The following is a 13,784-nucleotide window of genomic DNA, read 5'->3' on the forward strand; positions in this document are numbered from 1 at the left end:
TTTATTGTTAACTGTTTTTAAAATAAATCAATGAATTGATTTTAACTATTTACTAATTAAAACATTACTATTATGCCAACTTTTTTTGAGATTATCGAAAAAGAGAAAATTCATTTTCTTCATTTTCCAACAGCTGAAGTACTTATAGATAAGAATGAAATTTATCAGCGATACATTGACTTAAATAGGGCACAATCTTTAGGAAATATAGATCGCACAAAAATTCGAATTTATTTTGAAGACAATCAATCTATGAAAATGGTTGAAACTACGGTATGGGCTGTCACTGACGAGAGTGTTATCTTGAAACAAGGCGCCAGAATACCAATACATCGAATATATAAATCTGCTTAATCTGATTACGCCAATTCCATCGAGTTGGCGATTTTTTTTATTTTCAACAATATGGAATTACTTTAACAGAATTATATAACAATACTTTCATTCCTTTTCCTAAATTTACTTTTTATGAAGGAAAACGAAGTTATAATTATTGGTGGAGGTTTGGCAGGCTTAACGGCAGCCATACATCTGCGTAAACTAGATATACCTGTTACACTCATCGAGAAAAACAGTTATCCTAAACATAAAGTCTGCGGCGAATACATCTCCAATGAAGTCTTGCCTTATCTTAATTGGTTAAACATTTCCATTTCAGCATTGCAACCCACAAAAATCAATAAGCTGCAATTTTCTACTATTTCAGGTAAAACAATCCATACTACATTGCCTTTAGGTGGTTTTGGAATCAGTCGCTACACTTTAGATAACTATTTATATATTAAAGCACTCAAAAACGGTGTTACAGTCCTTCAAGATGCCGTAACAAACATACATTTTGATAACAATACATTCGCCATCACTACTGCTGATGGAACTATTATAAAAGCAACATTAGTTATTGGTGCTTTTGGCAAACGTTCCAATATAGATATTCAATTAAACCGAGACTTTATTCACCATAAATCACCTTGGTTAGCCATCAAAGCACACTACGAAGGCAATTTTCCAAACGATGTGGTAGGTTTACATAATTTCAACGGAGGCTATTGTGGTGTTTCTAAAGTGGAAGATAACAAAATCAATATTTGTTATTTAGCCAGTTTCGAAAGTTTTAAAGTATATAAAAGCAGTAGCGAATATCAAGAAAATGTACTGGAACAAAATCCACATTTGAAGACTATCTTTCAAAACTCCAAACTATTGTTTGAAAAGCCACTTACCATTAGTCAGATTTCATTTGAACAAAAACAACCAGTCGAACAACATATTCTCATGATAGGTGATACCGCCGGATTAATTCATCCTCTCTGTGGTAACGGAATGGCAATGGCTATTCACAGTGCCAAGATAGTTTCCGAAGTTATAGCTGACTTCAGTAATGGAAAAATAAAAACAAGAGCAGCAATGGAAGAAACCTATACCAAGCAATGGAACAAAACCTTCAGCACTCGATTGAAAACCGGACGACTATTGGCAAACATTCTATTGCAACCAAAACTATCGGAGTTCTTATATCGTATAATCATCATAGCACCTTTTCTGTTGACAAGAATCATCAAGAAAACCCACGGAAAACCAATTATCATCAATAACTAAATGGCAATAAACACTAAATACCGTACCGACGAACCCGAAATCATGGATAACTTTAACATGAAAGGTGAAGAATTGCGCGATGCGTTGGATAAAATTGCAAAAATCAACCAACTTTTAGGCGGCAACCAATTAACTTTACAAGGCGTTCAAAGTTTACTGAAACCCATTCCAAAAGAAAAGGAAGTTACGATAGTAGATATTGGTTGTGGTAATGGTGATATGCTTAGAAAATTGGCAGAATTTGGAAAACAAAACGGTTATTGTTTTAAGTTAATAGGTATTGATGCTAACGCTTACACAATTAGTCACGCTGAAAAATTGTCAAAAGAATATACAAACATCAGTTACCGTTGTGAAGATATTTTTGAGGAAGGATTTCAATCGTTGCAATATGACATAGTGCTTTGCACCTTGACGTTGCATCATTTCAAAGACAAGGAAATACTCAGTTTGATGCAACTATTTTATCAAAATGCTAGCATTGGTATTGTAATAAATGATTTGCATAGAAGTGCAATATCCTATCGATTATTCCAAGTATTATGTTTTGTCTTTCGATTAAATGCTATGTCGAGAGAAGACGGATTAACATCGATATTAAGAGGTTTTAAAAGAGAAGAATTAGAACAATTTTCTGTAGCATTACAATTAGAAAACCATACCATCAAATGGAAATGGGCTTTTCGTTATCAATGGATAATTAGAAAAGGGTTTAATAGTTTAAAGGTTTAAGGTTTAAAGTTGTTTAAAGGTTTAAGATAATTTAATTTTTAAACCACATAGAAACATAGATTATATAAAAAATTAAAAGGCGTTTTACTTTACAAGAGAGTAGCATAGCTATGTGAACCCAATACTTGGGCTATTTAACTCTTTTTTTCTATGTATCTATGTGTTTTAATTTTTTATGTAATCAATTATTGATATTGACATTGAAAAAATATGAGCGTAAAAATAAAAACAGTAGCCAAGCAATTACCCAAGTACTCTAGAAACACAGAGGAAATTCTCCCGTTTCTAGACACGTGGCTTCATGGTCAAGACGAACGCTTTATCAGGAAAGTGAAAAAGATTTTTGAAGGTGCTATGGTCGATAAACGCTATTCCATTATGGATCCAATAGAAGTGTTTACCAATACTTCCTTTGAGTCACGTAATGATATTTATGTGCGGGAGATGATTGATTTGGGTGAAAAAGTTTTGGTGAAAGCCTTAGAAAAAGCAAAATGGAACCCAACCGATTTAGATTATATCATCACGGTGAGTTGCACCGGTATTATGATTCCGTCACTCGATGCCTATTTGATTAATAAAGTACAATTGCGCCAAGACATTGTTCGTTTACCCGTAACCGAAATGGGTTGCGCTGCGGGAATATCTGGAATTATTTATGCCAAAAACTTCCTAAAAGCAAATCCCGGAAAAAGAGCTGCGGTCATTGCGGTTGAAAGTCCAACGGCTACGTTTCAACTCAATGATTATTCGATGGCGAATATAGTCAGTGCGGCAATTTTTGGCGACGGTGCGGCGTGTGTATTGCTTTCTTCTTGTGAAGAAGACGAAGGTCCAGAAATTGTGGATGAAGCCATGTATCACTTTTATGATAACATTCACATGATGGGTTTTAAACTCACCAATATGGGATTGCAAATGGTTTTGGATATTGAAGTGCCCGAGACGATTGCCTCTCATTTTCCCGATATCATTCATCCTTTTTTGGAAATGAATAATTTGAGTATAAATGATATCGACCATTTAATCTTTCATCCCGGTGGCAAAAAGATTGTCCAAACGGTAGAGGATTTGTTTGGTGATTTAGGCAAGAATATAGATGATACTAAAGAAGTGCTTCGATTGTATGGTAATATGTCGAGTGCTACTGTGCTCTATGTTTTGGAACGTATCATGGATAATCAACCCGCAAAAGGCGAAAAAGGATTGATGCTTAGTTTCGGTCCTGGATTTTCGGCTCAGCGAATATTGTTGCAATTTTAAACACATCGGTTGGTGTTAGTTTTTTTGTTTTTAAACACATAGAAACATAGTTTTTATGAAAATTAATAAGACGTTTCACTTTAGTATAGTAAATTCATAGCTATGAGCAACCAAGAATTGGTCTATCTAAACCTTTTTTTCTATGTCTCTATGTGGTTTATTTTTTAATTTTATTTTGATTACTTTTAGAATTGATAAAAAAAATGAATAACGAAGAAATCATAGCACTATTACCTTACTCCAAACCCTTTTTGTTTGTAGATGAAATTAGCAGCATCACCGAAAATGGATTGGTTGGTAATTTTACATTTGATGAAAGTTTAGATTTTTATAAAGGACATTTCAAAGGTAATCCAGTAACGCCTGGCGTTATTTTAACAGAAACAATGGCGCAAATAGGAGTAGTGTGTTTGGGTATTTATTTATTAAACACTACATTTACTAAAGATGCTGTAATTGCTTTAACCTCAAGTGAAATAGAATTTTTAAAACCAGTTTTTCCAAACGAAACTGTAACGGTGATTTCACAAAAACTCTATTTCCGTTTTGGAAAACTGAAATGCAAAGTATTCATGATTAACGAATGTGGCGAGGATGTTTGTAGCGGAACCATAGCAGGAATAATAAAATAAGAATAACACGTTCACGTAATAAGATTTTAATTTTTTTTAAACACATAGATACATAGTTTCTTTGTAAATTTTGAAAGGCGTTTTACTAAATTTCAGAATAGCATAGGTTATGTGAACCCAAGAATTGGGCTATCTATCACTTTTTTACTATGACTCTATGTGTTTAAATTTTTTATATTAAATAAAAAATTTGTAGTAATTGCAAGTAATAGGTTAATTTAACATTGACATGAATAGAAGAGTGGTCATCACAGGTCTTGGTATTGTTGCTCCTAACGGAGTTGGCATTCCTGCGTTTACTCATGCGATACAAAATGGTATTTCGGGAATAAAACACGATGCCGAGTTGGAACGCTTACAATTTTCCTGTCAAATAGCCGGTAAACCCGAAATCTCAACCGAATTGTCATTACAATACTTCACCGAATTAGAACTGCGCAATTTTAATTCCTCAGGAATTCTTTATGGCGTAATTGCAGGAATGGAAGCATGGAATGATGCTGGTTTGTCAATAGCCATTCAAGACGAACCCGATTGGGATAGCGGAACTATTTTTGGAACAGGAACTTCGGGTATTGATAAATTTCGCGAAAGCATTTATAAAATTGACGACTTTCAAACTAGACGATTAGGAAGCACAGCTGTAGCGCAAACTATGAATAGTGGTGTGAGTGCTTATTTGGGTGGAAAACTAGGATTAGGCAATCAAGTCACCACCAATTCATCTGCTTGCACTACTGGAACCGAAAGTATTCTTATGGGATATGAACGCATTAAATTAGGACAAGCCAAACGCATGTTAGTTGGAAGTACTAGCGACTCTGGACCTTATATTTGGGGCGGATTTGATGCTATGAAAGTGTGTACGTTTAAACACAATGATTCACCCGAAAAAGGTTCACGACCCATGTCAGCATCTGCTTCTGGATTTGTGCTGAGTAGTGGTGCTGGCGCTTTGGTGTTGGAAGATTTAGAAAGTGCTTTGGCTCGTGGTGCCAAGATTTATGCTGAGGTTTTAGGTGGCAACATCAATTCAGGCGGTCAACGTGGTGGTGGCACTATGACTGCGCCCAATGCCAATGCAGTAAAAAGATGTATAACCGATGCTTTAGTAAATGCTAAAGTTTCTCCCAATGAAATTGATGCCATTAATGGACATTTGACAGCTACCTCCAAAGATGGTTTGGAATTAAATAACTGGAGTGAAGCATTACAACTTAAAGGAAAAGACTTTCCCTATATCAATTCCTTGAAATCGATGGTTGGTCATTGTCTTTCGGCTTCGGGAAGTATTGAAAGCGTTGCTTCAGTTTTGCAATTGCATCATGGTTTTATTTTTCCAAATATCAATTGCGAAGATTTGCATCCTGAGATAACCGCTATTATTGATGAAAGTCAAATTCCACAACAACTCATACAAAAAGAACTAATTATTGTAGCTAAAGCAAGTTTTGGTTTTGGTGACGTCAATGCCTGTGTACTATTTAAAAAATACAACTAAACTATGAATAAAGAACAAATTATTGACCAACTAAAAACAATCGTTAAACCCTTTGTTAAAAACGAAGAGGCTTTTAACAACCTCACCGAAGATACTGATTTCATCACCGATTTGCAGATTAACTCTGCCAATCTAGTTGATGTAGTTTTGGATGTAGAAGATGCTTTTGGTATTGTCATCGATAACGATTCGATGGAGAAAATGATAAGTGTTAGAGCGACTTTGGAAATCATCGAAACTAAATTAGCCGAAAAGTGATAGGAAACGACATAGTCGATTTGGCATTGGCACATCAAGAAAGCAATTGGCAGCGTAAAGGTTTTTTGGATAAACTCTTTACAGCCCATGAGCAACAACTTATACTGTCATTTAACAATACTGAATTGATGGTTTGGAACTTGTGGAGTAGGAAAGAGGCAGCTTATAAAATATACAACCGCATGAGTGGTCAACGTGTTTTTAATCCGATTCAATTTGAATGTGATGACGATAAAGTTCTTTTCGGTGACCTAGTTTATTATACTCAAACCCAAATCACATCTGATTATGTCTACACCATTGCACTTACTACAAAGAACGGTTTTAATGCTGTTCATCCTTTAGAAACTAAGTCAAACATTCAAAAGACGAATGGCATTCCCAATTGGTTGAATCCTGAAAGCAATATTTTATTTCCTGCGTCTATAACGCATCATGGACGGTTTTCTAGAGTAATAATTTTAGAATAATTATTTTTTTATATTTTGTTTAATAGTCATGTTCTTATCCTTTTTTGTTTATGAAAAGTCTTGAATAAAGTTAATAAATTGATATACTAATCGATGGTTTGGTTCATATAAATAATAGCTTAACTACTTAAAAATAAATTACTTATATGATAATTATCATGTTTTATAATTGAATATTAGTTTACTTTTAGTCCATACAATTTTGTATAATAACAATTTAAAATTAACATTATGTCACTAGTTGTTTCGAAAAAAAGAAATGGAAGAACACTGCCAACTATGACAGAAGATTTCTTCAACATGAACCCATTTTTTGGTTCATCGCTACTGGATTTTAATGGTGGTTTGTTCAACGAAAAAGAGTTTGCTCTTGTTCCTGACGCCAATATCATTGAAAATGAAAAAGAATATAAAATTGAATTGGCTGTACCTGGATTAGAACGTAAAGATTTCAAAGTTGAAATTGAAGATGATATGTTGTTGGTCAGTGCAGAAAAAGAAGAAGAAACCAAACATGAAGATAAAAACTATCGTACCAGAGAGTTCTCTTACAATTCTTTTTATCGTTCGTTTGTTTTACCTAAAAATTTAGTTATCGATAAAATCGATGCCAAATACCACAATGGCGTTCTCGACATTATGCTTCCTAAAAAAGAAGTTGCCGTTGAAAGACCGGTTAAAAAAATAAAAGTTGAGTAACAACTAAATAGATTGAGAAAATCCCAGTTAGCAATAGCTGGGATTTTTTTTGCCCTATTGTATTTTTTCTTTCTACTTTATTGCAGTTCTTTTTGCTGGTTTGTGTAGCTTAGTGTTGGCTGCAATTGCATTGTGGTTACTTTTTATATTTTTATTTTGGTAGGTTGTTTCGTTTGCAAGAGGCGTGAGGCGTTGATTTATAAGGAAAGTATCCACAAACTCTTTTGAAATTAATGCTCGAACAGTAGGGCATGTAACGCTAGACAGTTTGTAATGTTTGGCTGCCAGTTGCTAATGTAACGGGTGCCAGTTGCCAATGTTTGGGTGTCAGAATGCATTGTAACGGGTGCCAGTTGCCAATGTTTGGGTGTCAGATGCGAATGTTTGGGTGTCAGAATGCATTGTAACGGGTGCCAGTTGCCAATGTTTGGGTGTCAGATGCGAATGTTTGAGTGTCAGAATGCATTGTAACGGGTGCCAGATGCCAATGTTTGGGTGTCAGAATCGATTGTAACGGTTGCCAGATGCGAATGTTTGGGTGTCAGAATGCATTGTAACGGGTGTCAGTTGCTAATGTTTGGGTGTCAGAATCGATTGTAACGGGTGCCAGATGCCAATGTTTGGGTGTCAGAATCGATTGTAACGGGTGCCAGTTTGCAATGTTTGGGTGTCAGAATCGATTGTAACGGGTGCCAGATGCCAATGTTTGGGTGTCAGAATCGATTGTAATGGGTGTCAGTTTGCAATGTAACAGGTGGTATTTTTAGTATTTTACCGCAAATTTGCGAACGTTCCCTTGCTGCAATAGGTTTTGGGTTAAATTAAGCCTTTTCTTTCGGTTAAGCACTAACCACAAAGATAAGCAAAACTTTAAATTTAGCACTTACCCTGCAATCTTGCAAAACGCTTGTTGGCAGCTGGTTTTTATATCTTAATCATATCTCGTATTAGATATTCATATTTTTTTGTTTTGCAAAATTTCTCTTTATCTTGGTTCGTTAGTATAATTACTGAACCTGTAAATTTAAACTCTTTGTGTCCATCAAGACGAATTGGCCATTTGTCTCCAGAATCAGGACTACTACAAATTGCACCTTCTAAAATATCAATTAGCGATTGCTTATGAAGCACTGTTTCGTTGTCAAATATAATTATCTTATTTTTGAAGTTGTGAAAAACATTATACAATTCTTTCTTATCAAAATAAGCCCCATAGAAATATACATAATCAAAATCGTCGTCATAGTCGTGAATTTCTTCATCGTATTTCTTCCAATTTATTTTATTTATCGTTTCATTAAAAAAATTTCGTTTTCCATTGTCTTCAATATCAAATATTAGCAAATGATTTCTAATAATTTTATTTAAGAAATTGCTTGAAATCAAACCCTCTAATTTTTCATTAAATGTCCTATTTAAATTTAGCTCCATTGTAAAAAAATATTAATTCAACCGCTCTCATTTTTGTCAATTTATATCCAACTTTCTGTTCAACAATTTGTTGTAATTTATTTATTGAAGTGCTATTTGTTATAATATCACAGAATGACAAATATTCTAAATATGTACTATTATTTTCAACTCGATAGGAATGAGGCTCTTGCTTGAAAAGGTATCTATAAACTCTACTGTCCCAAATTGCAAACTTTTCTGGATTGATAAAATGCAAAAGTTTAGAACTTCCAACTAATGAATTATTAAAACAACTTTTCAAAATATCAAGTTCTGTTTTACTTGGTTGAATTCCTTGTTTTGCATTATTTAAAATTTGGGTCGCTTCTTCAATTTTGTCTGATCGAAAATCTAATATAGTTGGCATCCAACTGTAAGTAAAGGAAATACCTATTACTGTATGATGCTGTGTTAATTTATCAATGCTTTTAAAATACTGAATAAATTCTAAATATGCAGTCAAATATTTTTCCTCATCAGGAATTGTGATTTTTTGAGCATCTTGTAAAAGTCTTTCAAATTTGAATATTTCAGTTAATTTGTCAGTCATTTTCAATTAAAATTTATTTTCTCCAGAGAGTTTCAAATACCTAACTTTTCCTAAAGTTGGAATATTTACAATTAAATCCCCGTCCACAGCAGAAAAAGTTACCTTTCCATTTCCAATTTCAATTCTGTCTGAAAATTGTTTACAGTCATATATTTCTCCATTATATTGTGCTTTATCGCCATTTATAACTAAATCAATTTTAGAATTCATACTTGCACCAAAAACAGTCATATTCATTGCGTACGAATCATCATATTGATGATTTATTTCGTTGCAACTAATAAGTGTAAAAAAAAACAAAAGGTAAAAAAAATGTAAAAATTTATATTTTTTCATATCAAAATATTTTCTATATGTTTTATTATTAGTTATTTAGTTGTTTTTTCGATAAACTTGCTGCCAACTCCTTTATATGTATGACTGCGTCATACATATCAACCCATTTTAGGGTGTGTAAGTCTAACAACCGTCAGACTTTAGTGCAAATGTAAATATATAAAAAATTCCTATAAATACTCAAACCCGTTGTAATTCCACAATCCGTTCCTATGGAACTTTTTCATTGGCAAGTTGGAATGATGTTTTGTTTTTTGGGAAGAGAAAGGAACCGCATTTGCAGCCGTTGTGTATTGTAAATATTTTAATCCCGATGCGTCGGAATAATATTTTTATAAGTTTTACAACAGCTACACTTAATAGCGGTAGTAATCACTTAATCAAAAGGATCACTATAAACATGATTAATAATTCCCTCTGTGATAGTAACTTCATTTCCATCAATTATAGCGCGCCCAGAGAATGTTGCGCTAAAACAGGTGTTTTTGTTCACAGTTACTTTACTCTGTAATTCTCCTTGAACAAAATCACCTTCGGAGGAACTTCCGTTTTGAACTCGAAAATAATGGAACTCTTCCATAATATTGGTTCCCGTTTTTTTATAAGGAAGCTTTAACGTGATATCATAGGAGTCTTGTTGCGGACTAAAAACTCCCGAAAATATTTGCAATGTTAATGTATAACCTGAGTTGTCATTTTCAAGGTCAATTCCCCAACCAATAATTTGAAACTGCCTAAGTTCGCCATTAATTTTCATTGAAATAATCTCGCTTTCAGGACAAGTTTGAGTATCATTATCTTTAGAACATGAGCTAAAAATGGTTAGACTGAAAAAGAATAGTAATGAATAGAGGCTGTTTTTCATTTGTGTTTATATGTTTTATTTGTTCTGCAAATGTGTACTATCGGGTTGTTCAATATTTTTAAACAATCCTTACTTCAACTTCATCAATAAATAAGAGAACGTCAACGCATTTGATTTTGCACTTTGCTCGTTGGTAGAAGAACCAGCATGTCCGCCTTCGGTATTTTCATAGTAATAGGTTTTGTAACCCATATCATTCATCTTGGCTACCATTTTTCGAGCATGACCAGGATGCACTCTATCATCGCGAGTAGAAGTGGTGAAGAATACTTCGGGATACTTCATGCCTTCTTTTACGTTTTGATACGGAGAATATTTTTTGATGTATTCCCATTCTGCTGGAATATCGGGATTGCCATATTCACCCATCCAACTGGCACCAGCCAATAGTTTGTTATACCGTTGCATGTCCAATAACGGCACTTGGCACACTACTGCATTGTACAAATCGGGTCTTTGTGTAAAAGCAACGCCTACTAACAAACCACCATTACTGCCACCCATAACGCCCAAATGTTTTGGTGCCGTTACATTCTTAGCAATTAAATCTTCGGAAACGGCATATAAATCGTCAAATATATTTTGTCGTTTTTCTTTCAATCCAGCCTGATGCCATTTTGGTCCATACTCGCCACCACCACGAATATTAGCTAATACAAAAACGCCACCTTTTTCTAACCAAGATATGCCATAGGTTGCGATGTAAGTAGGATTTCTTGAAAGTTCAAAACCACCATAAGCGTTAATTAACGTTGGGTTTTTACTGTTGTATTTCATGTTTTTGGCATACACCATGAAGTAAGGAATTAAAGTGCCATCTTTTGATTTTACTTTAAACTGTTTGACTTCATATTTACTAGCATCAAAATAAGCAGGTAGCGATTTTAGACTGGTAACGCTGTTTTTACTAGCATCGGCTACATACAAAGTGGTTGGAGTTAAAAAGTTTTGAAAACTAAAAAAGTACAAATCAGAAAACTCATCAGTAGAGCCAAGGGAAATAGTGCCTAGTTCGGGTGCTTTTACCTTTTCGCTTTTCCAAGTTCCTTTTCCAAAAGTATAAACATACAATTGGTTGGTTACGTTAGTTAATACATTAATCAACAAGCTGTTTTTGGTAGTAGAAACTCCTGAAATACTGGAAAATTCGTCAGGTGTAATAATAACTTGAATTTCTTTATTCCCTTTTAGTAATTCGGTAAAATTGAGACTTAGTAGTGTTCCAACTTTGTATGTTTTAGCATTGACAGTCCAATCCGATTTCAATTGAACCATCAATTGATTTTTTAAAATACCACTTACGTCGCTATCCTCTGGAATACTTAATGTGATTATTTTGTTGTCCATCCAAATCATTTTTTGAGTAGAAAAGAACGAGGGAGAACGTGTTACAGAAATATAGCTTTTGTTTTCATCTCTTATCACAGTTCCATAAGAACGTACATCAGAAGATTGACCTTCATAAATCAGTTGAGCATCTTTTAACAAGGTACCACGTTTCCAAAGTTTCACTTGATTAGGATAGCCTGAGGTGGTCATGGTTCCTTCACCAAAATTAGTGCTCACAACTAGTGTGTTTTCATCTACATACCCAGCAGAACCTTTCGCCTCATCAATTGCAAATCCGTTTTCAATAAACTGTTTTTTATCAGCGTCAAATTCTTTAATAACTACAGCATCTCCACCACCTTTTGAAAGTTGAATTAAAAATCTAGTATAGTTAGGATATAAACCACTTGCTCCTTTAAAAACCCATTTGATATTGTCTTTTTTAGACATTTCGTCTATATCAATAAGTGTTTCCCAATCCTGCTTGCCACTGATATAATTATCCAAAAGACATCTTCTCCATATGCCTCTAACATGGTCTTTGTCTCTCCAAAAATTATAAACATACTTCCCTTGAATACTAGGAGTTGCTATTTTATCTGTCGAATTGAATATGGCTAAACTTTTATCATAAATAGATTGATAGTCTTTCTCTTTACTCAATTGTTCAAAAGTAATCTTGTTTTGAGCCTCTGCAAATTCCAAAGCCGCTTTGCCATCCACTTCTTCAAGCCACTGGTATTTGTCTTCTTGTGCTTTCATAGGACTAACCATCCCGATTAGTGCCATTAGTAGTAACGTGTATTTTGTCATGATGTGTTTATTGAGTTTTTGGTTGTTATGTTTTTGATCGTACCACCTTCGCGTCTGTTGCGAACTTCGGAACTTCTTATTTTCTGTTAAAGATAAAAATTCTTGCGAAACGTATACGTGAATTGACTACTATATTCGTAATTGTGTGAAACATTCGTTACTCTTAGTTTTCTAGACTTGACATAATTTTTTCCAAATTTCCTTTTCCTTTTTTAGACTTTCTGGTGTCGAGAACAACACATTATTTTCAATTATAATTTCAAGGCCATTAATTGTCATAATCTCAATTTCTCCAATGCTTCTAATGTTACAGCAAACTTCTTCTTCCCATACTTCTTCCCAAATTTTAGAAAGTATAAAATGAGCAACAATTCCCTGATTTTCACTGTCAAGGATTTTAACTAATTCAGGTGAAGCAATTTTTCCAATTTCAACAATTCTATTTGCTGTATTTCCTTTTAACCTTGGCGAAGTTGTTTTCGTTAAAACTATGTAAGCATCTTTGTTGTCAAGTTTTTGAATTAAAGAATCTACTTCCTTGTTTTGAGCATAACTTAAACTAAGGTTAAATACGAGAAAAGTTAGAACGATTTTTTTTAAAAGGTTTGTCATTTTTAAGGATGTTGTTTTAAACTTGCAGATAACTTCAGACTGTGAAAAAACTCTACAATCCTTCTTCAAATATACTAAAATACTTGTAAGAAAAACTAAAAATATAATAACATTCATAATTCCTAACACAACAAAAAAAACAACTAAAAACAATCACTGCCAAGTTCCGTAGGAACGAAACATATTGTAGCGCAGGGTTTCAACCCTGTGAAACTTGTAAACATTGGAACGAAACAAAGCATCGCCAATAATCAAACAATAAATCCCACCAAACAACCTCTCAATGTCACCAAACACCTTCTCAATGTCACCAAACAACCTCTCAATGTCACCAAACAATCTCTCAATGTCACCAAACAACCTCTCAATCCCACCAAACAACCTCTCAATGTTACCAAACAACTTCTCAATCACCCAAAAGCCCATAAGTATCTTCCAAAACATCATCTCAATCCCACCAAACAACTTCTCAATGCCACCAATCAATGGCTCAATGCTACCAAACAAACCTTCAATGCCACCAAACAAGCTCTCAATGCCACCAAACAACCCATCAATGCCACCAACCAACGAAAGTGCACTACTAAACAACCTCTCAATGCCACCAAACAAAGAATCTACACCACCAATAAACCAAACTACATCATCATTGCAAGCACAGCGTGTCAACTGC

The 13,784-nt window shown here is 34.1% G+C and carries 16 protein-coding genes; 9 read left to right on the plus strand and 7 right to left on the minus strand.

The features are described from left to right. Positions 1-72 precede the first annotated feature (72 nt). The 9 genes from ACSVH2_RS10045 to ACSVH2_RS10085 all read left to right on the plus strand — a co-directional run bounded on the left by ACSVH2_RS10045 (position 73) and on the right by ACSVH2_RS10085 (position 7,154). Positions 73-354, plus strand: a complete 282-nt coding sequence (locus tag ACSVH2_RS10045) for a hypothetical protein (protein ID WP_438093046.1) — start codon at positions 73-75, stop codon at positions 352-354. Between the two features lie 114 nt (positions 355-468). Next, on the plus strand, positions 469-1,599 hold the full coding sequence (locus tag ACSVH2_RS10050) for an NAD(P)/FAD-dependent oxidoreductase (protein WP_438093047.1): 1,131 nt from the start codon (positions 469-471) through the stop codon (positions 1,597-1,599). Continuing rightward, entirely contained in the window at positions 1,600-2,331 is a 732-nt protein-coding gene (locus tag ACSVH2_RS10055) for a methyltransferase domain-containing protein (protein WP_438093048.1), read from the plus strand. A gap of 210 nt (positions 2,332-2,541) precedes the next feature. Then, positions 2,542-3,594: a type III polyketide synthase gene (locus ACSVH2_RS10060; RefSeq protein WP_438093049.1), complete on the plus strand. Its 1,053-nt coding sequence runs from the start codon at positions 2,542-2,544 to the stop codon at positions 3,592-3,594. A gap of 203 nt (positions 3,595-3,797) precedes the next feature. Next, positions 3,798-4,226, plus strand: coding sequence for a 3-hydroxyacyl-ACP dehydratase FabZ family protein (locus tag ACSVH2_RS10065; RefSeq protein ID WP_438093050.1), 429 nt, complete (start codon positions 3,798-3,800; stop codon positions 4,224-4,226). 229 nt (positions 4,227-4,455) lie between these two features. After that, the gene (locus tag ACSVH2_RS10070; RefSeq protein ID WP_438093051.1) at positions 4,456-5,727 is read left to right on the plus strand and encodes a beta-ketoacyl-[acyl-carrier-protein] synthase family protein; all 1,272 of its coding nucleotides are present in this window, start codon (positions 4,456-4,458) and stop codon (positions 5,725-5,727) included. A gap of 3 nt (positions 5,728-5,730) precedes the next feature. Then, a complete protein-coding gene (locus ACSVH2_RS10075) occupies positions 5,731-5,985 on the plus strand; it encodes an acyl carrier protein (RefSeq protein WP_438093052.1) in 255 nt (84 codons plus the stop codon). Further along, complete coding sequence (locus tag ACSVH2_RS10080) at positions 5,982-6,455, plus strand: 4'-phosphopantetheinyl transferase family protein (protein WP_438093053.1); 474 nt, start codon at positions 5,982-5,984, stop codon at positions 6,453-6,455. The genes ACSVH2_RS10075 and ACSVH2_RS10080 overlap by 4 nt, the downstream gene beginning before the upstream one ends. A gap of 231 nt (positions 6,456-6,686) precedes the next feature. Further along, positions 6,687-7,154: an Hsp20/alpha crystallin family protein gene (locus ACSVH2_RS10085; RefSeq protein WP_438093054.1), complete on the plus strand. Its 468-nt coding sequence runs from the start codon at positions 6,687-6,689 to the stop codon at positions 7,152-7,154. Between the two features lie 924 nt (positions 7,155-8,078). Here ACSVH2_RS10085 and ACSVH2_RS10090 read toward each other — a convergent pair. The 7 genes from ACSVH2_RS10090 to ACSVH2_RS10120 form a co-directional block, all read right to left on the minus strand. Then, positions 8,079-8,585 (minus strand): hypothetical protein, encoded by a 507-nt coding sequence (locus ACSVH2_RS10090; RefSeq protein ID WP_438093055.1) that lies wholly within the window; start codon positions 8,583-8,585, stop codon positions 8,079-8,081. Next, the gene (locus ACSVH2_RS10095; protein ID WP_438093056.1) at positions 8,566-9,156 is read right to left on the minus strand and encodes a hypothetical protein; all 591 of its coding nucleotides are present in this window, start codon (positions 9,154-9,156) and stop codon (positions 8,566-8,568) included. The genes ACSVH2_RS10090 and ACSVH2_RS10095 overlap by 20 nt, the downstream gene beginning before the upstream one ends. A gap of 6 nt (positions 9,157-9,162) precedes the next feature. Beyond that, a complete protein-coding gene (locus tag ACSVH2_RS10100; RefSeq protein WP_438093057.1) occupies positions 9,163-9,366 on the minus strand; it encodes a hypothetical protein in 204 nt (67 codons plus the stop codon). Positions 9,367-9,868: 502 nt separating this feature from the next. After that, a complete protein-coding gene (locus ACSVH2_RS10105; protein WP_438093058.1) occupies positions 9,869-10,357 on the minus strand; it encodes a hypothetical protein in 489 nt (162 codons plus the stop codon). A 69-nt stretch (positions 10,358-10,426) separates the two neighbouring features. Then, a complete protein-coding gene (locus ACSVH2_RS10110; protein ID WP_438093059.1) occupies positions 10,427-12,499 on the minus strand; it encodes a prolyl oligopeptidase family serine peptidase in 2,073 nt (690 codons plus the stop codon). 171 nt (positions 12,500-12,670) lie between these two features. Beyond that, the gene (locus ACSVH2_RS10115) at positions 12,671-13,111 is read right to left on the minus strand and encodes a hypothetical protein (protein WP_438093060.1); all 441 of its coding nucleotides are present in this window, start codon (positions 13,109-13,111) and stop codon (positions 12,671-12,673) included. A gap of 153 nt (positions 13,112-13,264) precedes the next feature. After that, positions 13,265-13,780: a hypothetical protein gene (locus tag ACSVH2_RS10120; protein WP_438093061.1), complete on the minus strand. Its 516-nt coding sequence runs from the start codon at positions 13,778-13,780 to the stop codon at positions 13,265-13,267. Positions 13,781-13,784 lie beyond the last annotated feature (4 nt).

It is taken from the genome of Flavobacterium sp. RSB2_4_14, assembly GCF_051547085.1.
Lineage (GTDB): Bacteria > Bacteroidota > Bacteroidia > Flavobacteriales > Flavobacteriaceae > Flavobacterium.

Coding starts and splice junctions, on each gene's coding strand:
- ACSVH2_RS10045 (WP_438093046.1), top strand. CDS start 73: ATGCCAACTTTTTTTGAGATTATCGAAAAAGAGAAAATTCATTTTCTT.
- ACSVH2_RS10050 (WP_438093047.1), top strand. CDS start 469: ATGAAGGAAAACGAAGTTATAATTATTGGTGGAGGTTTGGCAGGCTTA.
- ACSVH2_RS10055 (WP_438093048.1), top strand. CDS start 1,600: ATGGCAATAAACACTAAATACCGTACCGACGAACCCGAAATCATGGAT.
- ACSVH2_RS10060 (WP_438093049.1), top strand. CDS start 2,542: ATGAGCGTAAAAATAAAAACAGTAGCCAAGCAATTACCCAAGTACTCT.
- ACSVH2_RS10065 (WP_438093050.1), top strand. CDS start 3,798: ATGAATAACGAAGAAATCATAGCACTATTACCTTACTCCAAACCCTTT.
- ACSVH2_RS10070 (WP_438093051.1), top strand. CDS start 4,456: ATGAATAGAAGAGTGGTCATCACAGGTCTTGGTATTGTTGCTCCTAAC.
- ACSVH2_RS10075 (WP_438093052.1), top strand. CDS start 5,731: ATGAATAAAGAACAAATTATTGACCAACTAAAAACAATCGTTAAACCC.
- ACSVH2_RS10085 (WP_438093054.1), top strand. CDS start 6,687: ATGTCACTAGTTGTTTCGAAAAAAAGAAATGGAAGAACACTGCCAACT.
- ACSVH2_RS10090 (WP_438093055.1), bottom strand. CDS start 8,585: ATGGAGCTAAATTTAAATAGGACATTTAATGAAAAATTAGAGGGTTTG.
- ACSVH2_RS10095 (WP_438093056.1), bottom strand. CDS start 9,156: ATGACTGACAAATTAACTGAAATATTCAAATTTGAAAGACTTTTACAA.
- ACSVH2_RS10100 (WP_438093057.1), bottom strand. CDS start 9,366: ATGAATTCTAAAATTGATTTAGTTATAAATGGCGATAAAGCACAATAT.
- ACSVH2_RS10105 (WP_438093058.1), bottom strand. CDS start 10,357: ATGAAAAACAGCCTCTATTCATTACTATTCTTTTTCAGTCTAACCATT.
- ACSVH2_RS10110 (WP_438093059.1), bottom strand. CDS start 12,499: ATGACAAAATACACGTTACTACTAATGGCACTAATCGGGATGGTTAGT.
- ACSVH2_RS10115 (WP_438093060.1), bottom strand. CDS start 13,111: ATGACAAACCTTTTAAAAAAAATCGTTCTAACTTTTCTCGTATTTAAC.